This is a genomic window from Halorussus caseinilyticus (assembly GCF_029338395.1).
Lineage (GTDB): Archaea > Halobacteriota > Halobacteria > Halobacteriales > Haladaptataceae > Halorussus > Halorussus caseinilyticus.
Genome location: NZ_CP119809.1, coordinates 1637891 through 1663852 on the forward strand (window position 1 = coordinate 1637891; position 25962 = coordinate 1663852).

At 64.1% G+C, this 25962-nt stretch carries 27 protein-coding genes; 6 read left to right on the plus strand and 21 right to left on the minus strand.

The window, feature by feature from the left end; genetic code table 11:
• Positions 1-93 precede the first annotated feature (93 nt).
• From P2T60_RS08245 to P2T60_RS08255, 3 genes are all read left to right on the plus strand, one after another.
• Positions 94-1539: an arylsulfotransferase family protein gene (locus P2T60_RS08245; protein ID WP_276282074.1), complete on the plus strand. Its 1446-nt coding sequence runs from the start codon at positions 94-96 to the stop codon at positions 1537-1539.
• Between the two features lie 45 nt (positions 1540-1584).
• Positions 1585-2382, plus strand: a complete 798-nt coding sequence (locus tag P2T60_RS08250; RefSeq protein ID WP_276282075.1) for an RIO1 family regulatory kinase/ATPase domain-containing protein — start codon at positions 1585-1587, stop codon at positions 2380-2382.
• Positions 2383-2529: 147 nt separating this feature from the next.
• Complete coding sequence (locus tag P2T60_RS08255; RefSeq protein ID WP_276282076.1) at positions 2530-3654, plus strand: chymotrypsin family serine protease; 1125 nt, start codon at positions 2530-2532, stop codon at positions 3652-3654.
• Between the two features lie 12 nt (positions 3655-3666).
• Here the strand turns inward: P2T60_RS08255 and P2T60_RS08260 are convergent, their stop codons facing one another.
• Positions 3667-4368 carry a hypothetical protein gene (locus tag P2T60_RS08260; protein WP_276282077.1) on the minus strand — a complete coding sequence of 234 codons (702 nt, stop codon included), beginning with the start codon at positions 4366-4368 and terminating at the stop codon, positions 3667-3669.
• A 97-nt stretch (positions 4369-4465) separates the two neighbouring features.
• Between P2T60_RS08260 and P2T60_RS08265 the strand changes: the two genes are divergently transcribed.
• Positions 4466-6004 (plus strand): aldehyde dehydrogenase family protein, encoded by a 1539-nt coding sequence (locus P2T60_RS08265; RefSeq protein ID WP_276282078.1) that lies wholly within the window; start codon positions 4466-4468, stop codon positions 6002-6004.
• A 232-nt stretch (positions 6005-6236) separates the two neighbouring features.
• Here P2T60_RS08265 and P2T60_RS08270 read toward each other — a convergent pair whose 3' ends face one another.
• From P2T60_RS08270 to P2T60_RS08290, 5 genes are all read right to left on the minus strand, one after another.
• Positions 6237-6800, minus strand: coding sequence for a DUF7344 domain-containing protein (locus P2T60_RS08270; protein ID WP_276282079.1), 564 nt, complete (start codon positions 6798-6800; stop codon positions 6237-6239).
• Positions 6801-6894: 94 nt separating this feature from the next.
• Positions 6895-7698 (minus strand): carbon-nitrogen family hydrolase, encoded by an 804-nt coding sequence (locus P2T60_RS08275; protein ID WP_276282080.1) that lies wholly within the window; start codon positions 7696-7698, stop codon positions 6895-6897.
• The gene (locus P2T60_RS08280) at positions 7695-8117 is read right to left on the minus strand and encodes an SRPBCC family protein (protein ID WP_276282081.1); all 423 of its coding nucleotides are present in this window, start codon (positions 8115-8117) and stop codon (positions 7695-7697) included. The genes P2T60_RS08275 and P2T60_RS08280 overlap by 4 nt, the downstream gene beginning before the upstream one ends.
• 50 nt (positions 8118-8167) lie before the next feature.
• Complete coding sequence (locus P2T60_RS08285; protein ID WP_276282082.1) at positions 8168-8392, minus strand: DUF7123 family protein; 225 nt, start codon at positions 8390-8392, stop codon at positions 8168-8170.
• Between the two features lie 96 nt (positions 8393-8488).
• Positions 8489-8674 carry a DUF7525 family protein gene (locus P2T60_RS08290; protein ID WP_276282083.1) on the minus strand — a complete coding sequence of 62 codons (186 nt, stop codon included), beginning with the start codon at positions 8672-8674 and terminating at the stop codon, positions 8489-8491.
• 388 nt (positions 8675-9062) lie between these two features.
• Here P2T60_RS08290 and P2T60_RS21860 point away from each other — a divergent pair, with 388 nt between their 5' ends.
• Entirely contained in the window at positions 9063-9464 is a 402-nt protein-coding gene (locus P2T60_RS21860; protein WP_382210384.1) for a DUF7528 family protein, read from the plus strand.
• A 328-nt stretch (positions 9465-9792) separates the two neighbouring features.
• Here P2T60_RS21860 and P2T60_RS08300 read toward each other — a convergent pair whose 3' ends face one another.
• The 8 genes from P2T60_RS08300 to P2T60_RS08335 form a co-directional block, all read right to left on the minus strand.
• Positions 9793-10821 (minus strand): phosphate uptake regulator PhoU, encoded by a 1029-nt coding sequence (locus P2T60_RS08300; protein WP_276282085.1) that lies wholly within the window; start codon positions 10819-10821, stop codon positions 9793-9795.
• Positions 10822-10878: 57 nt separating this feature from the next.
• Positions 10879-11955 (minus strand): ATP-NAD kinase family protein, encoded by a 1077-nt coding sequence (locus P2T60_RS08305; protein ID WP_276282086.1) that lies wholly within the window; start codon positions 11953-11955, stop codon positions 10879-10881.
• A gap of 93 nt (positions 11956-12048) precedes the next feature.
• Complete coding sequence (locus tag P2T60_RS08310; protein WP_276282087.1) at positions 12049-12747, minus strand: four-helix bundle copper-binding protein; 699 nt, start codon at positions 12745-12747, stop codon at positions 12049-12051.
• 399 nt (positions 12748-13146) lie between these two features.
• Positions 13147-14244: a hypothetical protein gene (locus tag P2T60_RS08315; RefSeq protein ID WP_276282088.1), complete on the minus strand. Its 1098-nt coding sequence runs from the start codon at positions 14242-14244 to the stop codon at positions 13147-13149.
• Between the two features lie 30 nt (positions 14245-14274).
• Entirely contained in the window at positions 14275-14967 is a 693-nt protein-coding gene (locus P2T60_RS08320; RefSeq protein ID WP_276282089.1) for a competence/damage-inducible protein A, read from the minus strand.
• Between the two features lie 220 nt (positions 14968-15187).
• Entirely contained in the window at positions 15188-15958 is a 771-nt protein-coding gene (locus P2T60_RS08325) for a DUF5803 family protein (protein ID WP_276282090.1), read from the minus strand.
• Positions 15959-15965: 7 nt separating this feature from the next.
• Positions 15966-16643 carry a DUF2110 family protein gene (locus P2T60_RS08330; RefSeq protein ID WP_276282091.1) on the minus strand — a complete coding sequence of 226 codons (678 nt, stop codon included), beginning with the start codon at positions 16641-16643 and terminating at the stop codon, positions 15966-15968.
• On the minus strand, positions 16644-17180 hold the full coding sequence (locus P2T60_RS08335) for a transcription factor (protein WP_276282092.1): 537 nt from the start codon (positions 17178-17180) through the stop codon (positions 16644-16646).
• Between the two features lie 106 nt (positions 17181-17286).
• On the opposite strand from P2T60_RS08335, the gene P2T60_RS08340 reads away from it, so the two are divergent.
• Positions 17287-18624: a bifunctional metallophosphatase/5'-nucleotidase gene (locus tag P2T60_RS08340; RefSeq protein WP_276282093.1), complete on the plus strand. Its 1338-nt coding sequence runs from the start codon at positions 17287-17289 to the stop codon at positions 18622-18624.
• 102 nt (positions 18625-18726) lie between these two features.
• Here the strand turns inward: P2T60_RS08340 and P2T60_RS08345 are convergent, their stop codons facing one another.
• From P2T60_RS08345 to P2T60_RS08375, 7 genes are all read right to left on the minus strand, one after another.
• Positions 18727-19272, minus strand: coding sequence for a tRNA (cytidine(56)-2'-O)-methyltransferase (locus P2T60_RS08345; protein ID WP_276282094.1), 546 nt, complete (start codon positions 19270-19272; stop codon positions 18727-18729).
• 488 nt (positions 19273-19760) lie between these two features.
• The gene (locus tag P2T60_RS08350; protein WP_276282095.1) at positions 19761-20561 is read right to left on the minus strand and encodes an arylamine N-acetyltransferase family protein; all 801 of its coding nucleotides are present in this window, start codon (positions 20559-20561) and stop codon (positions 19761-19763) included.
• Between the two features lie 92 nt (positions 20562-20653).
• Positions 20654-20986, minus strand: coding sequence for a BsuPI-related putative proteinase inhibitor (locus tag P2T60_RS08355; RefSeq protein WP_276282096.1), 333 nt, complete (start codon positions 20984-20986; stop codon positions 20654-20656).
• Between the two features lie 48 nt (positions 20987-21034).
• Positions 21035-22174, minus strand: a complete 1140-nt coding sequence (locus P2T60_RS08360) for a S8 family peptidase (protein WP_276282097.1) — start codon at positions 22172-22174, stop codon at positions 21035-21037.
• 33 nt (positions 22175-22207) lie between these two features.
• Positions 22208-23344 (minus strand): S8 family serine peptidase, encoded by a 1137-nt coding sequence (locus P2T60_RS08365; protein ID WP_276282098.1) that lies wholly within the window; start codon positions 23342-23344, stop codon positions 22208-22210.
• Between the two features lie 84 nt (positions 23345-23428).
• A complete protein-coding gene (locus P2T60_RS08370) occupies positions 23429-24565 on the minus strand; it encodes a S8 family serine peptidase (RefSeq protein ID WP_276282099.1) in 1137 nt (378 codons plus the stop codon).
• A gap of 184 nt (positions 24566-24749) precedes the next feature.
• Complete coding sequence (locus P2T60_RS08375) at positions 24750-25874, minus strand: S8 family peptidase (RefSeq protein ID WP_276282100.1); 1125 nt, start codon at positions 25872-25874, stop codon at positions 24750-24752.
• Positions 25875-25962: the final 88 nt, after the last annotated feature.

Sequence of the window (25962 nt, forward strand, 5' to 3'; positions counted from 1 at the left end):
CGCCGACCGGCGCGAAGCGACGACAATCGGACCCGTCGAACTATCGAACGGTCATCGAAACGCTGTTATTACAACCGGGCGTAGCCGCGAAACGTGAATCGTCGCACGTCGTCCAGAGCCGTCCTCGCCGTCGTCGTCTTGGGGTTGGTCCTCTCGCTCGCCGCCGGATTCGTGACCGCTGGCCAGTCGCCCAACCAACGATACGACCGGTCGGCGGGAGTCGCTCCCACCGCACAGGAACAGGTCGTGGAACCGAGAAGCGGCGTCACCGTCATCACGGCCCAGCGCGGCGACATGCGCGACCTCTCGGGCGAAATCGTCGCGTTCCGACCCGACGGAACGGTCCTCTACCAGTCCGAGCGCTACAGCACCTACTGGGACGTGGACCCGAGTCCCCGCGGTGACCGGACCGTCACCTACGTCGCCACGGAGTGGTTGAACAAATCTGTGTGCGGCGGCGGTCCGATGCTGGCCGACCGGGGGAACTGCCGCCGAAACGTGGTCGAGCGTCTGAACCTGACCACCGGCGAGCGGACCCGACTCTACAGCTATCGGATGGAGGGGGGCCGGTGGCACGACGTTGACGTTATCAACGACACCCACATCCTCGTCGGGGACATCGCCAACGAAGCGGTGTTCGTCGTCAACACCTCGTCGGGCATCCGTGAGTGGACGTGGGCCGCCGAGAGCGAACTGCCGATAACCGGCGGCGGCGACTACAGGAAAGACTGGGTCCACCTCAACGACGTGGAGTACCTTCACGACGGCCGAATCATGGTAGACCTCCGGAATCAGGACAAGGTGGCCTTCCTGAACCGGACGGGCATCGTGGAGAACTGGACGCTCGGAACCGACGACGACTACGACGTGCTTCGGGAACAGCACAACCCCGACTACATCCCCGCCTCGGAGGGCGGTCCTGCCGTCGTCGTCGCCGACTCCGAGAACGACCGGGTGGTGGAGTACCAGCGTGAAGGCGGCGAGTGGACTCGGACGTGGGTGTGGTCCGACGACGAGATGCAGTGGTCGCGGGACGCCGACCGCCTGCCCGACGGTAACACCCTCGTCACCGACACCATCGGCGACCGAGTGTTCGAGGTGAACCGCGAGGGCGAAATCGTCTGGGAGGTTCCAGTAGACCGGGCGTACGAGGCCGAACGCCTCGGCACGGGCGACGAGAGCGCGGGCGGTCCCTCGGCGGCGTCGGCAGACCTCGAATCGCGGCGGGCCGAACCGCCGTCGGGTCCGGCCGAGCAGTTCGAGGAGGCGGTCCGCGACGCGGTGCCAATCGAGGTCCAAAACGGACTGCTCGGCTACTTCTTCCCGTGGTGGATGGGCTTGTACGACGTGTTGGCGACGTTCGCGCTGGTCGTCGCGGTGGCCGTCTGGGGCGGTCTGGAACTCCGGTGGTCGTCGCTCTCGCTCCCGACGCGAGAGTCGCTCGACACCGACTCGCTCGTCTCGCTCCGGTCGATTCTCGTCCTGACCCTCGTCGCCGCACTGGGCTACGCCGCGGCGGGCGTCACCGCACTGCTCTGAGTCGGGCAAGTGGCTTTTTGAGGGCCGGACGCTTAGTCGCCTCCGATGAGCATCCGGCGGCTGGTACGCGGCACTATCGAGTGGGAGCGTCTCGAAGCGGTCTTCGAAGAGATGGCTCGTCGGTACGACCAGTCGGGACTCCGGGTGGAGTTTCTGGACGCCGACAATTGGCTCTCGACGCCCTGCGTCGTGGACGACCAGTGGTTCGTGAAAATCGTCACCGACCAGAACTCGCTGGTCCACGCCGTCTTCACCGGCGCGCGAAACCTCGGGGCGTTCTCGTCGGGCACCGAGGGATTTTTCGAACACTTCGCCGACCCGATGGAGATGTGCGAACACGAACTGGAGGCGACCCGCCGGATGCGCGAAATCGGTCTGAACGTCCCCGCGCCGGTCGAGTCGTTCGAGGTGGACGGCATGGGCGTCCTCGTGATGGAGTACCTACCGGAGTTTCGGATTCTCGACGACCTGACCGCCGAGGAGGTAGAACGCTTCGCGCCCGACGTGTTCGCGGCGCTGTCGGTGATGCACGACAACCGACTCGCCCACGGCGACCTGCGGGGCGAGAACGTCTTGGTGCAGGACGGCGAGGTGTACTTCATCGACGCGACCAGCGTCCGTGAGGACGCCATCGAGGAGGCCCGGTCGTACGACCTCGCGTGCGCGCTCGCGGCGCTCGAACCCCTCATCGGCGCGCGAACCGCGGTGGCGGCCGCCGCCGAACACTACTCGCCCGACCAACTGCTCGCGGCCCGCGAGTTCCTGGACTTCGTGAACATCCGGCCCGACCACGACTTCGACGCGGTGCAGGTGAAGGGCGAAATCGAGAAGATAGCGGCATAAGTGGTATACCGATGACATCGGTAGCTTTTTTTAATATAGGTGGGGGAGGATAAATTGCAGATGCAAAGAGATTTGTTCAAGATGGGTCGGCGGCGATTCCTAAGCACACTTGCAGGACTCGGGATTTCTGGTGAAGCTTTGCAACACATGAGTAAAGATGTCCTGGCTCAGGTGACAGACAACCCTAAAAAGGAGGTGCCACGCCTAAAGGCACTAGTGCATACGAACCACGAAGAGGTGGAGAATGGGAAACCTCCCAAGCGAGAACCGATTTACTACACAATTCCCCGCGACAAATGGGTTCAAGTGGAAAGTGCACACGATGCAGCGAACCGGATAAAACAAAAAGTTCGTAAAATAACGAATTCTTCGCTTGTGCGTGTCGGAGTAACAGAAAAGACGACAGGTCATCGTTCGAAGCCTGTTGTAGTTGTTCGACGCGACAAGCTACCAAACCGTTCTCAGCAAGCAAATATCTCGATAGAGGAACTCTCAGAGCGGCTTCCAGCCGCGATTGACGGCAACGCAGGCAATAAAAACGTTTCGGAGGTTGTATCAGATATCGAAGTGACGTTTGACGAAAGAGAGTTGGCGACTTCCGCTACCTGTAGCTGGGACACACCCTACTATGATCAAGACTTTAGCGATAATGTTCCCGGGGGGTGCCAAATTTCCAGCGGTGGAATAGGAACAGTATGCACACCCGCACAAAACGATGGCACAGGTGCACAACAACTACTAACTTGTGCTCATCTCTTCGGAGAAAACGGTGAAGGAGATGCGGTAAACCAGTCTGGAACTAAAATCGGAAACTGTGCCGCTTCTGTTTGGAGGTGGAATGACAAAGACTCTGGTGATCAGGACGCTGACGCCAGTAGAGCATTCGACTGTGCCACAATCACACCAGATAGTGGTGTGGACGTAAGCTATACTTTCGCAGAGGACGACGGAACATATTCAATAGAAAGTATCGTTGGGCGAACCGGCTGGGATCTAATAAAAGATGGATTTACTATAAAAAGACAAGGGCGAACGTCGGGGCGACAATCTGGAGAAGTCACAACTGCATTTACTAATCAGACATTCGAAACTTCGGCCGTATCCAACGATGGGGATTCTGGAGGCCCCCATTACGACGAAGTGTATGGGGACAACCGCGAGAAGAATTTCTCCATCGCAGGGATACACAGCTACGGTGAAAATTCGGGTTGTTCGTATAGTGGCGCGATTTGGGTTGGTAAAGCTGAAAACGAATTCAACGTAACTATTTAAATTACTAATCCCCTATTTTTTCACAGTAAATTTTGTTGCTAACACGCTGTGTTTTTCTGTGTTTGTGAGCCCCCAATAGAGAAAACGATACGTTCCAGTTCGGATTTCTGAGCAAACATAATACGACGGGTCATATTTGTGTTCTGATGATAGTCCGGTCTTGGAAAAATTCTGTTTCCAGACAAATCCTTCATTTGGTGGGTGAGAGAATGCTTGACTACTCCATCCTCTGTGTTTCAATTTAAAAATCGATTTCCAGCCATCTTTTGAATGGTATTGTAGATCGTATTTTTGTTTGTTTCCTGTCTCACGATTCTCTTGAGTAGTATTTTCGAGTTCGAATATAATTTTCTCCCCAATTCTAACTACTTTTGGGGTTGCTTTGAGTTCAAAGCCATTTAACGAATCATACGTGATTTCGTTCTCGTTAAAAGAGAAATCTGGTTCTCGGAGTTCGTTACAGGATGGAACCACGGTCGTCGTGTCGTTTGTAGTCTTTCTGTCTTCTCTAGTTTTTGTAGTTCTACTTGTTGTTTGTTTGGATGTATATTTTGTTTCTGTCTGGTATACGCGTGTGCTAGTAGACCCCTTTACGGAGGTGTTTCTCTCACCGGTTTCCGCACCACCGCTATCATCTTTAGCACCGATACAGCCAGTAAGGAAGCTGGTTATAGTTCCACTGCATAAACTCTTGAGGACTGTACGACGTTGCATACTAAAAAAGTAGCACAGAAATAACAAGTGTCTTCTGGTGAGTTGGAGCGACAAGAGAGAGGGTTTTTAGTTTGCCCCACGCAATTCTCACCTGAGTATGAGCCAGCAAGCCAGCGAGGAGACGTACGAGCACTACATCGGCGGCGAGTGGACGGAAGGCCACGGTGACGAGACCTTCGAGAGCGTAGACCCCTCGAATCAGGAAGTACTCGGGGAGTTCCACCGCGGGACCGAGCAAGACGTAGACGAGGCGCTCGCGGCCGCGAAGGAGGCCGAGGACGAGTGGGCCAGCCTCTCGTACATCGACCGCGCGGAGTACCTCTGGGACGTGTACCACGAACTCCGCGAGCGTACCGACGAACTCGGCGAAGTCGTCACCAAGGAGTGCGGCAAGGAGATTTCCGAGGGGAAGGCCGACGTGGTGGAGGCCGCGCACATGGTCGAGTGGGCCGCGGGCAACGCCCGCCACCCCCACGGCGACGTGGTGCCCTCCGAAATCGGGAGCAAGGACGCCTACATGCGCCGCAAGCCCCGCGGCGTCATCGGGTGTATCACGCCGTGGAACTTCCCGGTCGCCATCCCGTTCTGGCACATGGCCTTGGCGCTGGTCGAGGGCAACACCGTCGTCTGGAAACCCGCCGAGCAGACGCCGTGGTGCGGCCAGATTATCGCCGAGATGCTCGAAGACGCGGGCGTCCCCGAGGGCGTCTTCAACATGGTCCAAGGCTTCGGCGACGCCGGAAACGCCATCGTGGAAGACGACCGCGTGGACACCGTGCTGTTCACGGGCAGTAGCGAGGTCGGCCACAAAATCGCGGGCAAGGTCGGCGGCGAACCCGGCAAACTCGCGGCCTGCGAGATGGGCGGCAAGAACGGCATCGTCGTGACCGAGAACGCGGACCTCGACATCGCGGTCCACTCGGCCATCATGTCCTCGTTCAAGACGACGGGCCAGCGCTGTGTCTCCAGCGAGCGACTCATCGTCCACGAGGACGTGTACGACGAGTTCAAGGAGCGCTACGTTGAGTTGGCGAAGAACGTCTCGGTCGGCGACCCCCTCGACGAGGACACCTTCATGGGTCCGATGGTCAACGAAGAACAGGTCGAGAAGTTCGGCAAGTACAACGAACTCGCCCGCGAGGAGGGCGCGAACGTCCTCGTGGACCGCGAGGAGTTGGACGACGACGAGATTCCCGAGGGCCACGACGACGGCTACTGGGTCGGCCCGTTCGTCTACGAAGTCGATTACGACGAGGACCTGCGGTGCATCCAAGAGGAAGTCTTCGGCCCGCACGTCGCGCTCATCGAGTACTCCGGCGACATGGACCGCGCGATGGAGATTCACAACAACACGCCCTACGGACTCGCCGGGGCGGTCATCTCCGAGGACTACCGCCAAGTCAACCAGTTCCGCGACGAGGCGGAACTCGGTCTGGCCTACGGTAACCTCCCGTGCATCGGCGCGGAGGTCCAACTGCCGTTCGGCGGCGTCAAGAAGTCCGGCAACGGCTACCCGAGCGCCCGCGAAGCCATCGAAGCCGTCACCGAGCGCACGGCGTGGACGCTGAACAACAGTAAGGACATCGAGATGGCGCAGGGTCTGAGCGCGGACATCAAGACGGAAAGCGACGACTAAGACGAGCGCGACGACCGAGACGCGAACGACGAGATTTTCTTTTTCAACTTCGGCGCGTACGGGCGCGACCGCGACGCGTGTCGCGGTCCCCCGTCGTCTGCCCCCGTCGCTGACGAGACTCGCGCCGCTCGGAGGCGGGAAACGCGGCTACCGACGGGCCAACTGAAACACTTCCGAAGTAAACAATTACCCACCGAAGACAAACAAAAAGAATGTCGAAAGAACGAAGGAGTTAGTCCACCAGACGGAGTATCTTGGGTCCCTCGACGGCCATCACGAACGAGACACTGAGCATCATGAACACCACCGTCAGGAGACCGTAGAGGCTCTCGGTGCCGAGGTGAGTCGCCGGGGTCGTCCCGAGCCAGTTGCCCGCGATGGCGGCGCTCCCGACCACGGCGGTCCAGAAGAAGTACCGACTCCACTGGTGGGAGAACCCGCTACACGGCGCTTCCTCCACGTCGAGGAATCGGTGGAGTCGCTCGGGGTCGCCGGTCAGTCGGACGCGCCGGTCCTCGGAGTCGTACGCCACGATGTCGTGTTCGCTCAGTCGTGGGATGTGAGTCTGGTAGAGCGAGGAGTACACTTGCTTTCGCTGGCGCGAGGAGAGGTCGGCGACGGTGGTGTCGTTCTCCCACGCCGCGATGCGCGCGCTCAGGTTGGTCAGGGTGATTTCGCGCTCGTCCAGCAGGTGACGGAGGACTCGGCGGCGGCGCGAGTTCCCGAGAAGGTCGAACATCACCTCCCGCGAGGGACCCTGCTCGGCCTCCCCACCCACGTTCGAAGCGGAGGACACAGTTTTCGCTTCAGCCATCTGTCTATTATTGTCTAGACGTTGCTACTCCGTAATTAATATTCGGGTTTTGAGTCTTGTGGCCGTCTGACTCGCGTCAGACTCGCCGGTCGTCCCACGCCGGGAACTCGTCGCGGACCCGTTCGACTCGGCCGAGGTCCACGTCGGTCACGACGAGGGCCGGGTCGTCGCCCGTACTCGCCAGCGTCGTCCCCCACGGGTCGTAGACCGTCGAGCGCCCGAGCAGGGTGGCGTCGTCGTACTCGCCCGACCCGTTGATGGTCGCAACGAACAGTTGGTTCTCGACCGCGCGAGCGCGCGGCAGGAGTTTCCAGTGTTCGACGCGGGGGTAGGGCCACGCGCTCGGAACCAGAATCAAGTCCGCGCCCTCCGCGGCGATGTCGCGGTAGAGTTCCGGAAACCGGAGGTCGTAACAGGTCGTCATCCCGACGGTCGCACCCTCGAACTCGGCGACCCCGAGTGTCTCGCCGGGGACGAGCATCCGGGCCTCCGCCGACTCGTAGCCGAACAGGTGGTGTTTGCGGTAGACCGCGAGTCGCTTTCCCTCCCGGTCGAACAGGACGGAGGTGTTGGCGAGTCCCTCGTCGGCGGGCGTCTCGACGCTCTCGGTTTCGGCGAGGTCCTCCACGATGCTCCCCGCGAGGACGCCCACGTCGTACTCGCGCGCGGCGTCCGCGATGCGCGCGAGCGTGGGACCCTCGATGGGTTCGGCACCGCGCTGGTAGGTGTCGAACGCGAAGTAGCCGACGTTGAAAATCTCGGGGAGCGCAACGAGGTCCGCGCCGCGGTCCGCGGCCTCGGCGATAGCCGCCTCCGCGCGTTCGCGGTTGGCCTCGACCGCACCGCCCTCCACGTCGAGTTGTGCGAGTGCGAGTCTCACGCCGCGGCTTCCTCCCTGAGCGCCGCTTCGAGGTTGTCGAGTTCGTCGTCCAGATTCTTCTTGAAGTAGCGTTCGACGCCCGGGACTCTGCCCTCGACGGTGAACCGGTTGACCAACCGAGACCCGTTCTCGGCCTCCCGAACCTCGTGTTCGCCCGTGACCCGGAGCGCCGACGACCGGCCGACGAACTTCACGTAGCGCGGCGGGTCCGACTCCACGTCCTCGGTTTCGACCGGTACCGTCGTGTCGAGAAACGGAATCGGGAGTCGGATGTGCCAGATGTAGGTGTTCTCGCCGGTCTCTTCGAAATCGGCGACGACGCTGATGACGCTCGCCCGCTTCTCCGGGTCCGCGATGAAATTCCAGACGTTCTCCGGCGAAACCCCGAGGTCGAACGTTCGCTCCACCCGGACAGTCATATCGGGGTTTCGGGCCGCGGTGTCAAAAACCCGCCGGACCTCTCGGCGGGTTATCCCGGCGTGACCTTCCACGTCGTGGACTTCGCGCGACCCCACTTCTCGATGTCCACTTCCTCGCTCTTCTCGGCGAGTTCCGGAAGTCTGACACCGACCTGCTTCGAAGAGAGACCGAGTTGTTCGGCGATGTTCTTCGAGCGGAAGTAACGCTCGCCTTTAGAGACGCTCTCGCGGAGATACGCGATGATACGCCGTTCCTCGTCGGTGTAATCAGTCATCCTCACTACTACGTAGGGCGTTGTGACCCTTAACGATTTCCCGCGGGAAATCGCTCACTTCGTAGACCTGTACCGCGCCCGTGAGTAGGTTGGGATTTACCAGAAGAGGTGGACGGCGGCGACGGCGAGGACACCGGCGGTCACGGCGGCGGCGAATCCCCACGCGGCGAGTTCGGTGCCCGGCGCGACGAACATCGCAACCGTGGCCCCGGCCGCCAGTAGCGTGAACAGCGTAGCGAGTCCGATGCCCTTGTCGCTCCCAACAGTCTCGTGTTCGGCCATGCGTGGCGGTTCTGTCGGCCGGGACTTAGTTCATTCTACTCGTCGGTCAGCGAGGCGAGACGTTCCGGCGGGCGCGTTCGTCGCGGGGCCGAACGGAAGGGGAAAGTCGGCGTTACCGGGGAGTAAGTTCCGGCTATCGCTGGCAGTGACTCCTCGGTTGGACGGCCGATTCGGTCGAGACGCTTCTCTCGCGGATGTGAGTTCTCGAAGAAAGGCGCAGAAATTCGTATCCGTCGGTAGAGCTTTATACTTAGCGACGGGACGTAGAAACACATGACACGGAGTGTAGACGCTCCTGATCGAGTTCTTCTCGGGCGATGAGAACGACGTTTCGGTCCGACGAGACGGCGAGTCGATAGTTCTGGCGGTCGATGGCCGCGACTACGAACTGAGTAGGGACGAGGCTACCGACCTGCAGGAGGCGGTCGGTGACGCCCTGACCCAACGCCGGGAGTTCTTCCGGACCGCGGGCGTCCACCGCGAGGACGGCACCTACGAGGTCACGCGCCGAGGTGCGGACTCGGCGGGCAACTCGAAAGTGTTCGAGAGTTTCGAGGCCCTGCGCCGGATGTTCGACCGACTGCCCGTCGAGTTCACCGCCGACGACGTGGGACGGACGGGCATCACGGGGTCGCGCCGCCACATGCTGGTGCGCCACTTCGCCGAACACCCGGCGTTCGACTGCGACATCACCCGTCGGAACCCGCTGACCGCCGAGAAGACGAACGAGGCACAGGCCCGCGAGAAGACGATGACCGGCGACGAGAGCGAGGTGGCGAGCGCGGACTGAGCGCGTCACACCCCGGTTTCGGCGTCGTGCAGTATCATCGACAAACTTCTAGCAGGTGAAAAGCCGCGTAGCGCATCGTCTGCGCAACTAAATTATTGCTTTCGGAACGATTGAGAATTGTTTCGGACAGCGAAACGGTTCTCGGTCGCCGGAGCGTCGGCCGACGCTCCGGCGACCGAGTTTTTCCCGAGAAGCGAGGTCACGGCGCGGCGAATTCTCCGAGAGCCGAGTTCGCCGAGACGCGGCGCGATGCGCCGCGTCTCGGCGACCGAATCGGGGTCGGCGCTCGGTCCGGTGACGCGGCGTCTCGGCGACGTTTCCCCCGGAGTCAGTTGATGGTCGTGTGTTCGCTCTCCTCGTTCAGCGCGAGGTTGGCCGCGATTTCGGCGTTTCGCATGGCGTACTGGGCGGTCTGCTGGAGGCTGACCAGCACCTCCCGGACTGCGAGCAGGGCGTCGTTGTCCATCTCTGGCAGGTCCGACAGGATGTCGCTCTCCCTGTCGCCGATTTCGTGGAACAGCGCCCGGACTTCCAGCGTCTTGTCGTAGTCGCGTTCGACGGCGGCTTGGACCGCCTTCGCGGTGATTTCGTCCACTTGGTCGGTGAACTCCCGGATGCGACGCATCGTCTGGCCGTCCACGTCCAAGGTGTGACCCTCCGCTTCGAGCGCGATTTCGGCGATGTCCTCGGCGTTGTCCGCGATGAGTTCGAGGTTCTTGGCGATAGACCGGTAGCCGATGAGGGGGAACCCGCTGTCCAAGTCCACCGCTCGCGCCAGCGTCGGGTTCTGGTAGGCCGTGAAGATGAGACGCAGGAGAAGGACGAAAATCTTGTTCGCCTGTCGCTCGCGGTTGAGCGCGCGCTGAGCGAGGTCCGGGTTGCCGTGCGCGAGGGCTTTGACCGCCTCGCCGCGCATGGTCGAACCCGTGTTTTCGAGGCGTTCGAGCAGGTTGTCGAGGCTGAAGTCCTCGGGGTCCACCGAGCACCGGATGGCGATGCTGTTGGGCGTCTCTTCGACCACGCCCAGACCCATCAGTTGGGTCTCGGCCTTGTACACCGCGTTGATGTGGGCGCTGTCGAGGGTCTCCTCGCTTTCGAGGTGGATGACCCGCCGCCCGAGGACGTACTGGGCGACGATCGCTCGCTCCACCGCGTCGGCGTCCAGATTCTCGGCGTGGATGACCGCCTCGGACTCCTCGGTGTGTGCCGACTCCGGAAGCACCGTCAACGTCCCCTTTCCGCCCATGCGAAGCGACACTTCGTCGCCTTTCTCGACGTTGTTCTCCGACGCCCACTCCGCGGGGAGGGTCATCGCCAGCGTAGAGGGACCCAACCGTTGCACCTTTCGCGTTTCCATGTATTTCCACTCTGCCCCCGAAGACCTTAAACTTCACTAGTAGACAATTATTGTGCCTTAAACGACCTTCATCATCCGGCGCTCGAACCGGCCGACCCGAACTTTCCGCCACCCGCGGAGGGAGTCGTCCACCCCGTCGTCGCCGGTATCGACCCGGAGGACGCCCACGCCGTCGAGTTTCGACTTCGAGGCGACGACTTCCACTTCCGACCGGCGAATCACCTCGGGCGAAATCTGGTCGTTGCCCCGACCGAAGACGAACCCCTGCCCGCCGATTGGCGACACCACGACGACGTTCCGGTCGCCGAGGTGGTCGAGAATCTCGTCGGCAGTGGCGTCCGCCACCAGAACCTCGCCGTCGCGCCACACGTCCACGCCGAGGGGCGACCCCTCGAAGCCGAGTTCGGACTTTATCGCGCCGACGGTGCTTCCGGGACCGAGGACGTACGTCGCGCCCTCGTCTGCCTTCGCGTCGTCGGCCACGCCCGCGGCCAGACTCTCGACGGTGCCGCCGCCGACCTGCTTGCTTGATTGGAGGTCCTCGGCGACGGGCACCTCGGCCAGCGCTTTCAGGTCGGCCCGGACCTCCCCCTCGCGGTAGGCGTCCTCGTCGATGTCGTTGACCTCGCGGGTCTCGGTCCGGTCGAAATCCGCGGCGACCCGGCCCGCCGCCTCGGGCGTGACCGCGAACACCGCGGAGTAAACTTTCACGCCCGCCGGGACTCCGAGAGTCGGAGTCTCGACGCCTTCTTCCTTTAGGGTCTCGGCCACGTCTACCGCGGTTCCGTCGCCGCCGACGAACAGTATCAGGTCCACCCCTTCGGCCGCGAATCGGCGGACCGCCTCGCGCGTGTCGGCGGCAGTCGTGGTCGCCTCGCTCTCGGGACCCCCGACGACTTCCGGGCCGAACCCCGCGTCTCGGGCCTCTCGCTCGCCCATCTCGCCGCCGTAGGTCACGATTTCGGTCTCGGGCGCGCGCTCGGCCACCGCGCGCAGGGCCGCGAGCGCTCGGTCGGGTGCCCGCGCCTCCGCGCCGCGTTCGCGGGCCTCCACGACCTTTCCGTCGGTCCCTTTCAGGCCGACCCGACCGCCCATCCCGGCGATTGGATTGACGACGACGCCGATGGTTCGCATGGCCGTGGCTACGCGAGTCGGGAGCAAAAACGGCCCGATGCGGCGCTCCGTCGAAAGAAAGAAGACGCTACCGGCGCAGTAGTCGCAGGCGGTTCAGTAGTTCTGCGTGCCGCCGAACTGTCCGCCCTGCGGTTGCTGGAACGACTGGCCCTGCGGTTGCTGGAACGACTGGCCCTGCGGTTGCTGGAACGACTGGCCCTGCGGTTGCTGGCCCATCGACTGCTGGCCCTGCTGTTGAACCTGCTCGCGGATGCCCGTCGTCCGACTCTGTTGGCCTCCACCGATGGAGTTCAGCAGTTTGTTCGTCGCGTCGAGGGCCTGCTGGACCGCCTGATACGTCTCTTGGACGTGTGGCGACTGCTGGTGTTGCTGGAGAATCGGCAGGCCCTGCTGGGCCACCTTCAGGAACGCCTCGGCGACCTCCGGACCGTTGATGGAGTCGCGTGCGATGAGTTTCTCGTTCAGCGACGCGAGGTCCGCGAGGTCCTCGCAGAGTCGGGCGCACTCGGCCATCTGCGGACCGCTCTCGATACACTTGTCGGCACACCACTCGGAGATTTCGACCACGCGGTCGAAGGATTCGAGTGCCTGATTCAGTTCGTTGGTCATCTCCGATTCGAACTGCTGGCCGACGCGTTCGTGAGTCATCTTGTGGCTCTGGCCGGACTGCTGCGTACCCATCTGGCCGCCTACCTGTGAACCCTGCATCGGTTGTCCTGTCTGTCGTCCGCCGGTCTGTCCGTACGTCTGCTGTCCCATGCTACCCGTCGGTTGCTGGTATTGCTCTGACATTATTACTCACTCCCCCGCATAGGCGTCTCCTACACTCGAAGACGCCCTCAGCGGGCAAACTCCGGTTCGCCGGAAATACAGATAAACCGGGCCGACCGTTGGCAATTGTTCAATCGAGCAACGGTGTGTTTCCGGTCGTTCGGGGTCGAAAAAACCGATTTCCGGGGGGAAACAAACGTCAGGTTACGCGGACGTTTCCGAATCGTTCGCGGCGTCAACGACGGGTTTCGACGGCCGAAGCCGGGGGACCCGGCCGGGGTTGGCAAGCGTTAAGGGAACTGGCCCGGAACCGTCGGGCATGTTCGTACTCGCAGAATCGGCGAGCGTTCCGGCTAACGCCGCAGGTATCGTCACTGGCGTCCTCGGACTCCTGATTACGGTCGCGTGGCTGGCGTATCTCTACCGATAGGTTTCCGGCGGGCGTTCTGCTCCCGCGCCGTCATCCGCGAGGTCGAAGAACCGGAGCGACGACGGTTCGACGCCCGTCAGCAGAATCGTGACCCGACACTCCTCGCCCAGCCCAGTCGTCGCGTTTCCGGCGTGGACCCATCGGTCGGGTTCGACCGCCGTCCCGAAGCGGTCGGCGGCGGTCCCGAACAAGTCCTGATACTCACGCAGAGTGAACGCTTCACCGAACCGACAGACGCCGAGTCCGCCATCGGCCGTCGAACGGTCGCCGTCGCAGAGTCGGTGAGCGACCGCGTGGTCGAGGAGTTCCGCGGCCACGTCGTCTCGGGTTCCCACCCCTCGATACGCCAGCGCGATTCCGCCGGTGTCGAGCAGGTCGTAGAGACGGACGACGTTCACGGGGGCGGAAAGCGGTGCCTGAATCACCTCGAAACAGTCGGTCGTCAACTCGCGGACGAGACCGTCGGCGAGCGAACGGACCGGCGGGTCGTCGGCGTCGGTCGAGTCCTCGAACGCGGCGTCGAACCCCGACCGGAGGTGAGCGAAGTCGAGAGGAACCACGGTGTCCGCGGCCCCGGCGACTCGCTCGAATCCCGCCGAAAACCGGTCGGTGGCGGGAACCGACTCCGGAACCGAGACGGCGGCGACGACGGTGGCGTCCGACGGGAGGCAGTCGGCGGCCGCCGCGGTCAACTCGGCCGTCTCCGGGGCGGACAGGTGGGCCGTCACGACGGCGACATCGACGGTTTCGAGTCGGGATTCGAGCGCCGCGTCGTCGGCCGAGAGGTCGCTCGACTCGACTGCGCTCCGGTCGTCTGTTTCGACCGGCACGCACACGTCCGCGCGGTCGGAGTCCAACGAGGAGGGCGCGCCGACCGCCACGGTCGTCACGTCGAATTCGAACGAGTACCGGTCTCTCGACGGCGACTGGACGCCGACGTTCGCTCTGTCGATACCCGCCTCGCCGCACCCGACCAGCGCGAACTGCGGAGGTCCGAACGCCTCGGGGTCCCGGTCGTCGTCCGCGTCTTCGGCATCCTCCCGGGTCTCGGCCGCGCTTTCGAGGGCTTGGGCTACGATGTCGCGCATACGACCGTCGAAACTCCCCCGCGATACAAGTCAGTTACTCGTCGGTTCGACGCGCTCGCTGAGCCACGAGACCGCGCGTTCGAGTTCGTCCTCGTCGGTACTCTGGACCTTGATGCGAACGTGGTCGCCGGGGTAGCTTCCGACGGTCACGTCGAACCGGTCGCGGACCTCCGCGAGTCGGTCCACCAGCGCACTCTCGGGTTCGTCGGCCTCTACGGTCCGGACGTGGCGGTACGCGCCCGAGAACTCGTCTGCGACCGACTCGAACATCGCCTCCATCTCGTCGGGGACGCCCGGCAGGACGTAGATGCCTTCGACGACGCACCCCGGCGCGACCCCTTCCGGGTTGGGAAGCATCCGGGACCCCTTCGGGAGGTGGGTCGTCCCCTCCACGAGGTCGGCGTGTTCGTAGTCGGTGTGGTCGGTTATCCACGCCACGGCGTCGTCGTGTTCCTCGACCGGAACGCCGACGGCGGCGGCGACGCCCTCCATCGTCAGGTCGTCGTGGGTCGGCCCGAGACCGCCGGTGACGAGAACGGCGTCGTAGTCGGCGCGCAACTCGTTGACGACGCGGGCGATGTCGGCCTCCCGGTCGGGAACGACGACCACGCGCTCGACGCTCGCGCCGCGGTCGGCGAGTCGCTGGCCCAACCACGCGGCGTTCGTGTTCACGGTGTCGCCCGCCAGCAGTTCGTCGCCGACGGTGACGAGGGCTACCTGCATGGGTTCTGGTTGGGGGCGAGCGACCAAAAAGAGGGCGTTCCGCCTCTCTCTTCTCCCCTTCTCGGCGGCACGTCCGACTTCTCGGATGGCGGCGCTTCCGGCGGTCGCCGGAAGCGCCGCGACCGACAGCGTGCGCTCAGTGTGATTTCCACCAGTAGCGCGACGACTATCACGGCGATTCGAGACCGCGAAACGAATCAGAAACTGCGAGCCGAAACCGCTAGCCCATCCCCGGCGGCGGCCCTTGGTCGAACTCGTCGTCACCGGTATCGACGTTCAGGCCCATCTCCTCGCGCTCCTGTTCGAGTTGCCGAATCTGGAGGCGGAAGTAAGCCAACCCGACCAGAGCGACGAGGATACCGGCGGCGATGATGCCGCCGAAGATGGTCAGGTCGCGGGCGAGGTAGTAGCGCACCACCACGTTGTCGGCCGTCACCTCGGCCCACGAGAGGTGGACCCGACCGTCGATTTGGGCCTTGTCGTCGGCGTTCGGCCGGACCTGACTCAGAATCGGCATCCCGACGCGCATCCCCGACGGGAGGACGACTTCGTAGGAGCCTTCGACGTAGGTCGGCGTGCTGAACGACTTGCCGCGGTGGGGCGCGGTGTATGCGAGTTTCCCGTCCGAGACCGGGAGCAGGAACACCGTCTTGGAGTCTTTCTTCAGCACGCGCTCCTGTCCGAGGGTGACGACGGTCCCGTTGGGGTACTGGAACCTGACCGTCCCCACCTCGACGGGCGTCTTCTCGCCGAGCGACTCGCGTTCGAAGATGGCGAGTTGCGACCGGTTGTCGAAGTCGTAGACCGCCTGATACTGGCCGCCGGTGACGTTCAGCGTCACGGCGGCGGAGTTGTTCCACTCGTAGGTCGCGTTGCCGTCGCCCTCCAGACGCTTCTCGCTTATCTGGTCGCCGCCGAAGATACCCGCGCATCCGGCGGTGAGAGCGAGCAGTGCGACCGACGCGAACGCGAGTAAGAGTCGCCGATTCATGCTGTGGTTACGGAATCACGCACCGAATCTCCGCGGGCAGGTAGTCGCCGATAGCCGCGAGCAGGCCCGGCGGGTCAGTCTCGTCCTTGCAGACGATGCTCTGTTCGAGGAGTCCGAGGCGTTCGACCGTCACGATGTCCCGGGCGTGGCCCGCGCGGTTGACCGTCGCGCGCACCTCGCCGCGGGTCGCGCTGTTGACGTTGACTCGGCCCGCGCCGCGGGTCCAGTCGTAGAGTCGGTCGCGTTCGGCGTCGGCGAGGCGGTGGCTCTCGGCGTCGGGGTCCGAGTAGACGAACGTCAGCGGCATGTGTTGGACCAACCCGAACCGCTCGACGATTTGGACCGGCGTCCCCTGTCCGAGACCGAGTTCGCTCGCGGGGATGCGAATCTCCTCGCCCGCGTCGAGGACGAAGCCCTCGTCGTCCCACGCTTCGAGCGTGCCGACGTAGGTCTCGCCCGACTCGAAGTCGGGGGTTACTTCGCCGAACTCCTCGCGCAGGACGTTTCGGGCGACTACTTCGTCGTCGCCCTCGATGGTCACGACCGCGAACTCGTCGCGGCGGACGCCGACGGTGTACTCCACGTCGAGGTCCTCGATTTCGTTACCGACGAGCGACCGGAGTGCGTCGAGTGCGCGTTCGCGGGCGTCGCCCTGCACGTACACCTTCGTGGCGAGTACGACCATCTATGCCTCGGCCTCTTCACGGTGTTCGACGTTGAGTTCGCCTCGGAGGTTCTCGATTCGTCGCTCCATCGCGTCGATGAGCCTGCTGTTCTCCATGGATTCGAGCGGCGACCCGCACTCGGGGCACTCGAAGCCGAAGTCCATCGCCTCGCCGAACTCGAAGCGAATCGAACACACCTCACACAGGTAGAACTCGTGTTGGTACTCGTACTCTTGGCGCGCTTCGAGGGCGTCTAGCAGGCGGTACATCTCCTCTTCGAGGTTGTCCGGGATGTTCTCGTACTGGAACGTCCAGAGGTACGTCAGCCACCCCGAGTCCTCGTCGCGCAGGCGGCGGTACGTGGCGAGGTCGTTCTCGTAGAGGATGAACAGCGCGCGTCGAACGTCGTTGAGTTCGAGGTCCAACTCCTCGGCGAGTTCCTCGTCGGTGACTTCGCCGTCCGGCGGGGCCGCGGCGACCGGCATCCCCTTCGGACCGACCAACTCGTGAAGATATTTCTGAATTACTGGGTCCTCCAGTAAGTCCTCAAAAGCCATTATCGTGTAGTGGGGCGTTGGAGCGTTTAAAACCATCGGAGAAGCCATCTCGTCGGCCGGTCGGCGAACCGAAGCGCCCTTGCCCGCTCCCCGAGAAATCCCGCCGATGACCCCCCGCATCCTCCAGTATTCGGACATCGAGAACGCCTACGACGACCCCGAGCGCGTGGGTCGTCTCGCCGGAACCATCGAGTCGCTCCGGGACGACCGGACCGTCGTCGTCGGGACCGGAGACGACACCGCGCCGGGCGTCCTCGCGCTCCGGACCGACGGCAGACAGTCGCTGGACTTCTTCCGGGCGGTCGAACCCGACGTGGAGACGTTCGGCAACCACGACTTCGACTTCGACACCGACCAACTGAGAGGCATTATCGCCGACTCGCCCCAGACGTGGCTGAGCGCCAACGTCTACGGGACCGACGGCGGCCGATTCGCCGACGTGGACCCGACCGCCGTGGTCGAACGCGGCGGCGAGCGAATCGGACTCGTCGGCGTGACCGACCCGGAGACGCCCGACATCTCGGTCGGTGCGAACGAACTCACCGTCACCGACCCGGTGGACGAGGTGCGCGAGGCGCTACCCGCGCTCCGCGAGCGGACCGACTACGTGGTCGTCCTCGCGCACCTCCGAGATTCGACAGAGCGCACCATCGCGGAGTTCGACGGCGTAGACGCCGTCCTCGGCGGGCACGTCCACAGCGAGCGCCACGACCGAGTGGAAGACACCCTCCTCCTGCGACCGGGCGCGAACGGCCGGGTCGTCTGGGAGGTCGAACTGGGCGAGCGAGCGACGGCGACCCGACACGCCGTGGCCGACGGCCCGCGCGACGAGACGGTAGCGAGCGCGCTCCGCGACCGGATGGAGGCGACGGGTCTTACCGAAGTCGTCGGGCGCGTCGAGGACCCAATCGTCCGGGAGGCCGAACGGCACTACGGCGGGGAGTGTCGCCTCGCCAACCTCGTCACCGACGCCTACCGGTGGGCGACCGGCGCGGACGTGGGGTTCACACAGACCGGTGGTCTCCGCGACGGTCCCGCGCTCTCGGGCGAGGTGACGGTGGCCGACCTCGTGGGCGTCTCGCCGTTCGACGGCGAGTTACACACCGTTTCGCTCACGGGCGAGCGAGTGCGCGAACTCGTCGCCGAGTCCTACGCCCCCGACGACCCGGAGGGCCGAACGTGGCGGGGCCACTTCGCCGGTCTCGAAATCGTCCACGACCCCGAGGACGGGCGCATCCGTGAAGTCCGACACGACGGCGACTCGCTGGACCCCGAGGCGGAGCTATCGGTCGCCACGAACGCCTACGTGGTCGAGTACGCGGTTGAGACGCTGACGACCGACGACGTGGTGGAGTCGTTCGGCGTCCAGTACGACGCCATCGTCGAGTACGTCCGTGAGGACGGACTCGACGCGAAGATAGAGGGTCGCCTCCGGGAGGCGTGAGCCGTGCAGAGGATAAATTTAGGTTTTGATTAGCAATATGTAGATACTTTCCAGATAAATTTTGGATTGTTATATATAAGTAGAGATTGCTCCGTGACCGCCTCACTCCTCGTCGGCCGGGACGACCTTCTTGCCGGTCGCCCGCGGCACGACGGTCTGGTCGGCGTCGGTCCACTCGCGGTCCAACTCCCGGCCTTCGAAGAGGCGGTCCAGAAACACCGCCAACCCCGCGACTTCGGAGTGGGGTTGGTTGGTCACGCCGACGTTCCAGTCTGCGGCCTCGTACACGTCGAACGAGACTTTCTGTGACCCGACGACGACCAAGATTGGTTCGCCGTCGGCGTGGCACTCGCGGACGGTCGTTTCCACGTCCTGAATCCGTTCGCCGTACATCGTCAGGTGGACGACCCGGCCCGCCCAGTCGCGGATGACGGCCTTCGGACTGTCGGTCAGTTCCACCTCGAACGGGCCGCCGAAGCGGTCGGTGATGTCCGCGACGGTGCCCTCGGACTTGCTCGCGTCGCCCGCCAGAATCGCGCGGTCGGCCCCCAGCGCCCGCGCGGTCAGGCCGACGTGGGTCGTCATTCGCTCGTCGCGGCCCGGCCGATGGCCCAGTCGGAGGACCGCAACCTCGGGTTCGCCTTGCATGCCCGTGCATCGGTGGTCGGCGGGTTAGGGGGTTTCGGAACGGGGCGCACCCAAAAAAGCACAAAAATTATAAATCAAGAGAAGAACAGAATATTCGTTGATGTGTCATACGTCAACGATAATCTGATGAGACGAACGCTACTCACTCTCGTCGTCGCGGTCGTATTGCTCGGAACCGTCGTTGCGGGAAGCGCGTCCGGTCAAACGTCTCCAGCGCCCTCAGCCAGTGAGAACGTAGAGAGAATTTCCGTCGGACCGATGGACGACGACCCGCGCCCCGGTATCGGCGGTGGTAGTGGTGGTAGTGGCGGTGGCGGTGGCGGTGGTGGGGGTACTGGTGTCTTCATTCCCGGTCCCTGCGACCGATTAGACTTGATTCCGTGGCTGTGTTAGCGACTAGCGAACGGCCGTACCGACCTCACACCGGACTACTCGTCTTTCCAGTCAAGTTAATGTCACTAAGAGGGCCAGTCGTCACTCCGTAATCGTCACGTCCACCCGTACCGCAGGCCGAACTCCGACTCCAGCAGGTCGGACCACTCGGCTTCGGTCACTTCGCGCTCGGTCCGGTCGCCGCGCTCGGTTCGAGTGAACTTCTCGGGCGAGAGCTTCTGATACCCCCGCTCGGTCGCAATCGAGACGGTCGGGTCGCCCGTGAACGCCGACTCGGGCGCGGTGGCGAGGTGGTCGCAGGTCGCCTCGAAGTAGCCGAGTTTCCGCGGCGTCGTGTCGAACAGATACCGGTCGGACCACTCGCCGCCCGGCGTCCGGTACTGGGTCAGGTACTCGGCGTCGGACCGGTCGCTCTCGACCACGCGCCACGCGACCCCCGCCGCGTCCTCGCTGACGCTTCCGTCGAGGGGAAGCGGTCGGCGGAGCGGCGGCGTCCCGCATCCCACGTCCACGACGTACCGACGGTCCAGCGAGACGAGGTGACTGTGGTGGTTCGCGGGCGGCCGGGGGTCGCCGTCGTCGCTCAGCATCCGGGCGGCGATTCGGTCGGCGTCGAAGCCGAGTTCCGCGAGCAACCACCCGAACAGGCCGTTCAACTCGAAGCAGAACCCGCCGCGCTCTCGCTCCACCACCTTCTCGTAGAGGTGGGGCAGGGTCAGGGTCACGCCCTCGCCGTCGGCCGGTCCGAAGGGGTCGCCGGTCACCGCCAGCGTCTCGAAGGGAACCGCGGCGACGTGGGCCTGCTGGAGGCGTTCGAGCGTCCCGCGGTCGGCGGTTTCGACCCGCGCCGGGTCGAGGTCGATGCGCGAGAGGTAGGCGTCGGTGTTCGGAGACATGGCGTTTCTCGTCTCGTGGTTCGGAGACGAGCGACTTGAAAGCTCGCTGAAACGAGATTTGGTAAAGCAGAGTATAATTTCGGCCGGGCGACCTACACCGAGAAGTCGGTCCGGGCCTCGGCCGTGTCGCCGGTCGCGTTCAGTTCCGCGACCACGGTGTAGTCGCCGGGTTCGGGGTCGTCCCACTCGCCGGGGAACGTCTCGCCGTCCCCGGCGTCGATGGTCTCGGTCTGCATCATCTGGGCGAACATCTGGCCGTCGCTGGCCCGCCAGACTTCCTCGCCGTCTTCGAGGACGGCGAAGTCGGCGGTCAGCGCGCTCCGGAGCTGAACGTCCTCCGGGGAGTCGCCGACGTTCTCGACGGTGTACTCGAAGACCACGCGGTCGGACTCGACGGATGCGGTGACGGAGCTTTGAAGCGTCATGGTTTCTACTGCATCGCGTGTCCCTGAAAACTTTTCGTGCGAGCGACTTCAGCAGTCGACCGCGGCCTGCACGTCCACCAGACCGCAACCGGTCGCGTCGTCCGAGAGACCGATGTCTTCCGCCGTCTCGCAGAGGATGTTCCACGTCTTGAAGCGCGTGTAGTTGAACGGGTCGCCCATCAGCAACGCCGCCGCACCGCTGACGAACGGTGCCGCCATCGAGGTGCCCGAGAGCGTCTTGTAACCGCCGCCGACGTACGTCGAGTAGATGTCGGAACCGGGCGCGGCGATGTTGATTTCCGGACCGGTCGAGGAGAATCCCGAGAGGTTGTCGCTGGAGTCGATTGAACTCACGGCGAGGGTCTCGGGATAGGCGGCGGGGTAGCCCACGCAGTCGGTACACGGCCCGGAGTTGCCCGCCGCCGCGACCATCAGGACGCCCTTGCTGTCGGCGTACTTCACCGCGTCTTTGACCGCGCTGGACGCGCTTCCGCCGAGACTCAGGTTGGCGATGTCCCAACCTTGGTCGGCGACGTACTCGATGCCCGCCGCGATGTCCGAGTACGACCCGCCGCCGTTGCTGTCCAGCACCTTCACGGCGTGGATGGTCGCCTCGGGCGCGACCCCGAGGACGCCTTGGCTGTTATCGACGGCCCCGACGATTCCGGCGCAGTGGGTGCCGTGGCCGTTGTCGTCGCCCCACGAGTAGGTACACTCGGCGGACCACGAGCTACACGAGACGGCGTACGCGCCAGTGCCGAGGTTGGCTTCGAGGTCGGGGTGGTTGCCGTCGATGCCCGTGTCGATGATGGCTACGTCGGTTCCCTTCCCCTTCGCGCAGGGGTGGGCCTCCGGTGCGTCGATGCGGTCGATACCCCACGAGATGTTCTGGGCGAGCGCGTGCATCCGGCCGTTCTGCTCGACGTAGCGCACGTCGGGACGCTTGCCGAGTTCGCTCGCGGCCCGTCTCGGGACTCGGACCGTCACGACGGGGAGCGAGTCGAAGTCGCGTACCACCTCGCCCGCGGCGTCGAGAGCGGCCTTTCGGCCGCTCTCGGCGGCGACCCCGACGTTGACTACGACGGGGGTGGAGTCGGCCGAGACGAGACCGGTCGCTCCGAGTCCGGCGAGTGCGCCGCCGGTCGCTTGCAGGACGCTTCGTCGGTCGATGGGGGTGTGTCGTGTCATGGTTCTTCCGTCGATGTCGTTCGGTCGGTCGATTCACGCCGCGGCCGCCACGTCGAGCAGACCGTAACCCTGTTCGTTGCTCGACAGGCCGAGGTCCTCGGCGGTGTCCCGGAGGCGGGTGCGAGCGCCGTCGCTCGTGTACCCCTGCGCGCGGAGGATGCCAGCGCCGCCCGAGACGTGCGCGGCGGCGTAGGAAGTCCCCGAGAGCGACTGGTAGCCGTCGCTCGCGTCGCAGGACTCGAAGTAGATGTCGGTGCCGGGCGCGGCGAGTTCGACTTCCGGTCCGGTCGCCGAGAAGTACGCGAGCGAGTCGTTCCGGTTGGTCGCGCTGACGGCTATCACTTCGCCGAACTTGGCGGGATAGCTCACGCAGTCGGTGCAAGAGCCGCTGTTTCCGACCGCACCGACGAGGGTGACGCCCTCGTCGTCGGCGTACCTGATTGCGTCGTACAGCGTGCTGGAGTAACTGCCGCCGAAACTCATGTTCGCCACGTCCCAACCCTTGTCCGCGACCGTTTCGAGACCCGCCGCGATGTCCGAGTACGACCCCGACCCGTCAGCGCCGAAGACTTTGACCGCGTGGAGGGTCGCGCCGGGTGCCACGCCGACGGTCCCCTCGTAGTTATCCACCGCCCCGACGAGAGTCGCTAGCTGCGTCCCGTGACCGCTGTCGTCGTCCCACGGTACCTTACAGCCGTTGCAGTAGCTCTCGTCCGAACAGGGGACGACGGCGACTCCCTCGCCGAGGTTCTGCTCGAGGTCCGACCGGTCGCTGTCGATGCCGGTGTCCACGATTGCGATGTCCGCGCCGGTGCCGTCGGCAGAGGTCCGGTCGGCGTCTACCCGGTCTACGCTCCACTGTAGGGTCTGGGCGAACGTTTCCATCCGGCCGTTCTCCTCGACGTAGCGCACGTCGGCGCGCTTGCCGAGTGTGGTCGCGGCCCGCTTGGGCGCGCGCATCGTCAGTGCGTCGAGGGAATCGAACTCGCGGACGACTTCGCCCGCGGCGTCGAGCGCGGCCCTCCGCCCGCTCTCGGCGGCGAACCCGACGTTGACTTCGACCGACCGGCCGGGGGTCGCCGCCGCGAGACCGGTCGCGGTAGCCCCGACGAGCGAACCGCCGGTCGCACGGAGGACGGCACGTCTGGAGAGGTTGGTTTCGAACTGCATGTGGCGAAGTTACCGAATTGCCGCTATTAAAATTGTAAGCTAGCTATCTTAAATTCGAGAGGAAGACGGCGGAGAGCGACGACCTTAGTCGTCGCTCGAATCGAGTCCCAGCGCCGCGGCCGCATCGACCAGTCCGTAGCCCTGTTCGTCGCTCGGCAGGCCGAGGTCCTCAGCGGTGTCGCGCAGGCGGGTGCGAGCGCCGGTGTTGGTGTATCCCGCGCCCATCAGGAGGGCGAGGACGCCCGAGGCGTGGGCCGTCGCCATCGACGTGCCCGAGAGAGTGATGCACGAGCCGTCGGGGTCCACCGTGGTGATGTTGGTGCCGGGCGCGACGACTTCGACTTCAGGACCCTGACTGGAGAACGACGCGAGACCGTCGTTCTCGTTGGTTGCGCCCACGGCGACGACTTCGGAGTAAGCGGCGGGGTAACCCACGCAGTCGGTGCAGGGACCGCTTCCGCCCGCCGCGCCCACGAGGACGACGCCGTTGTTCTGGGCGTACTGGCAAGCGTCCCGCAGGACCGACGACCCGGAACTGCCGCCGAGACTCATGTTCGCCACGTCCCACCCCTGATTCGCGGTGTACTCGACGCCCGCGGCGATGTCGGAGTACGACCCCGCGCCGTAGTCGTCCAGCACCTTCACGGCGTGGAGGGTCGCGTCGGGCGCGATGCCGGTGGTGCAGTCGCAGGTCTCGCTCGCGCCGATGACCGCCGCGACGTTCGCCCCGTGGCCGTTGTCGTCGTCCCACGGCGCACAGCAACTCGAAGTGCAGTCTACGAACGCCTTGCCGGCACCGACGTTCGGCAGACAAGAACTGTTACACGGCAGGCCGGTGTCGATGATAGCCACGTCCACGCCGTCGCCGGTGTACCCGTTGATGTTGGTCACGTCGGCGTCGATGCGGTCGTAGCCCCACGTCGTCGAGAGGGCGTGTGCGGTGCCGTCGTGTTCGACGTAGCGCACGCCACCGCGGTCGGCCAGCGCAGTCGCGGCGCGTTTCGGGAGTCGGAGGGTCGCGGCGTCGAAGTCGAACTCGCGGACGACTTCGCTTGCGGCCTCGCGCGCGGCGGCGCGACCCGCCTCGGAGTCGAACCCGACGTTGACTCGTACCACGTCGTCGGGGTCGGCCGAGGCGAGACCACCTGCGCCGACAGCGAGGAGCGAACCGCCGGTCGTCTTCAGCACGGTGCGTCGGGAGACAGCCTGTTCGGGGAGCATCAGTATACTGCAAAGTGTTCTTAGGATAAAATAATTTTGTACTTAATATAAATGAAACAATATTCTGAAGGTTCAACGCTGTCGCTATCCGACTGGCGCGAGAAAAGCGGGGTCGGGCGGACTTACGCCAGCGAGCGACCCACGCCGGGTCTCTCGCCGACTGGTAAGATGGCAGTTGTCGCCGTTACAGCGCGCCCACGTCGAGCAGGCCAGCGCCGGACTCGTTGTCCGCGAGACCGATGTTCTCGGCGGTGCTCAGGAGGCGGTTCTTCGTCTGGGAGTTGGAGTAGCCCTGCGCACGGAGGATGCCAGCGGCACCGGCGACGTGCGGACAGGCCATCGAGGTACCCGAGAGCGTCTCGTAACCGCCACCGACGTACGTCGAGTAGATGTCGGAACCGGGCGCGGCGATGTCCACTTCCGGACCGGTCGAGGAGAAACTCGACAGGTCGTCGTTGGAGTTGGTCGAGGAGACGGCGATGGTCTCGGGGTAGGCGGCGGGGTAGCCCACGCAGTCGGTACAGGGACCGGAGTTCCCGGCGGCCGCGACGAGCGTGACGCCTCGGCTGTCGGCGTACTGCACCGCGTCTCGGACCGAGCTGGACGCACTGCCACCGAGCGAGAGCGAACCAACGTCCCAGCCCTGGTCGGCGACGTACTCGATACCCGCCGCGATGTCGGAGTACGACCCACCGCCTCTGCTACCGAGGACCTTCACGGCGTGGAGCGTGATTTCCGACCCGACGCCGACGACGCCCTCGTAGTTGTCGACTGCGCCAGCGATGCCAGCACAGTGAGTACCGTGGCCGTTGTCGTCTCCCCAGCCGTAGGTACACTCGGCGGAGTAGGAGCTACACTGGGTAGCGTACGCGCCAGCGCCGAGGTTGGCTTCGAGGTCGGGGTGGTTGCCGTCGATACCCGTGTCGATGATTGCTACGTCTGCACCGTTACCCTCGGCGGACTGAACGTCGGCGTCCACACGGTCGACGCCCCACGGCAGGGTCTGGGCGAGGGCCTGCATCTGGCCGTTCTCTTCGACGTAGCGGACGTTCGGACTCTGTTCGAGACCCGTGACCGCCTTCTTGGGCGCACGGATGGTGACGATGTCGAGCGAGTTGAACTTCCGGACCACGTCGCTCGCGGCGTCGAGCGCCTTCTGTCGTCCCTTCTCGGACTTGAACCCGACGTTGACCTCTACCGTGTCGTCGGGCTTGGCCGCCGCGAGACTGGTCGCGCTCAGGGCGGCGAGCGAACCACCGGCGGTTTGCAGAACTTTACGACGGGAAACGCCGTTGTTTTCTTCGAGCATGGCAGTTGAACGAAGATGTTGGCCAACAATAAAGTTTTATTCTAGAACTAGATGTTAGGAACAATATCTATATATGGGATACGAAATA

Excerpts from the sequence above, each read along its gene's own strand:
- P2T60_RS08250 (WP_276282075.1), top strand. The coding sequence starts at position 1,585 with ATGAGCATCCGGCGGCTGGTACGCGGCACTATCGAGTGGGAGCGTCTC.
- P2T60_RS08255 (WP_276282076.1), top strand. The coding sequence starts at position 2,530 with ATGAGTAAAGATGTCCTGGCTCAGGTGACAGACAACCCTAAAAAGGAG.
- P2T60_RS08260 (WP_276282077.1), bottom strand. The coding sequence starts at position 4,368 with ATGCAACGTCGTACAGTCCTCAAGAGTTTATGCAGTGGAACTATAACC.
- P2T60_RS08265 (WP_276282078.1), top strand. The coding sequence starts at position 4,466 with ATGAGCCAGCAAGCCAGCGAGGAGACGTACGAGCACTACATCGGCGGC.
- P2T60_RS08280 (WP_276282081.1), bottom strand. The coding sequence starts at position 8,117 with ATGACTGTCCGGGTGGAGCGAACGTTCGACCTCGGGGTTTCGCCGGAG.
- P2T60_RS08285 (WP_276282082.1), bottom strand. The coding sequence starts at position 8,392 with ATGACTGATTACACCGACGAGGAACGGCGTATCATCGCGTATCTCCGC.
- P2T60_RS08290 (WP_276282083.1), bottom strand. The coding sequence starts at position 8,674 with ATGGCCGAACACGAGACTGTTGGGAGCGACAAGGGCATCGGACTCGCT.
- P2T60_RS08300 (WP_276282085.1), bottom strand. The coding sequence starts at position 10,821 with ATGGAAACGCGAAAGGTGCAACGGTTGGGTCCCTCTACGCTGGCGATG.
- P2T60_RS08305 (WP_276282086.1), bottom strand. The coding sequence starts at position 11,955 with ATGCGAACCATCGGCGTCGTCGTCAATCCAATCGCCGGGATGGGCGGT.
- P2T60_RS08310 (WP_276282087.1), bottom strand. The coding sequence starts at position 12,747 with ATGTCAGAGCAATACCAGCAACCGACGGGTAGCATGGGACAGCAGACG.
- P2T60_RS08315 (WP_276282088.1), bottom strand. The coding sequence starts at position 14,244 with ATGCGCGACATCGTAGCCCAAGCCCTCGAAAGCGCGGCCGAGACCCGG.
- P2T60_RS08320 (WP_276282089.1), bottom strand. The coding sequence starts at position 14,967 with ATGCAGGTAGCCCTCGTCACCGTCGGCGACGAACTGCTGGCGGGCGAC.
- P2T60_RS08325 (WP_276282090.1), bottom strand. The coding sequence starts at position 15,958 with ATGAATCGGCGACTCTTACTCGCGTTCGCGTCGGTCGCACTGCTCGCT.
- P2T60_RS08330 (WP_276282091.1), bottom strand. The coding sequence starts at position 16,643 with ATGGTCGTACTCGCCACGAAGGTGTACGTGCAGGGCGACGCCCGCGAA.
- P2T60_RS08335 (WP_276282092.1), bottom strand. The coding sequence starts at position 17,180 with ATGGCTTTTGAGGACTTACTGGAGGACCCAGTAATTCAGAAATATCTT.
- P2T60_RS08340 (WP_276282093.1), top strand. The coding sequence starts at position 17,287 with ATGACCCCCCGCATCCTCCAGTATTCGGACATCGAGAACGCCTACGAC.
- P2T60_RS08345 (WP_276282094.1), bottom strand. The coding sequence starts at position 19,272 with ATGCAAGGCGAACCCGAGGTTGCGGTCCTCCGACTGGGCCATCGGCCG.
- P2T60_RS08350 (WP_276282095.1), bottom strand. The coding sequence starts at position 20,561 with ATGTCTCCGAACACCGACGCCTACCTCTCGCGCATCGACCTCGACCCG.
- P2T60_RS08355 (WP_276282096.1), bottom strand. The coding sequence starts at position 20,986 with ATGACGCTTCAAAGCTCCGTCACCGCATCCGTCGAGTCCGACCGCGTG.
- P2T60_RS08360 (WP_276282097.1), bottom strand. The coding sequence starts at position 22,174 with ATGACACGACACACCCCCATCGACCGACGAAGCGTCCTGCAAGCGACC.
- P2T60_RS08365 (WP_276282098.1), bottom strand. The coding sequence starts at position 23,344 with ATGCAGTTCGAAACCAACCTCTCCAGACGTGCCGTCCTCCGTGCGACC.
- P2T60_RS08370 (WP_276282099.1), bottom strand. The coding sequence starts at position 24,565 with ATGCTCCCCGAACAGGCTGTCTCCCGACGCACCGTGCTGAAGACGACC.
- P2T60_RS08375 (WP_276282100.1), bottom strand. The coding sequence starts at position 25,874 with ATGCTCGAAGAAAACAACGGCGTTTCCCGTCGTAAAGTTCTGCAAACC.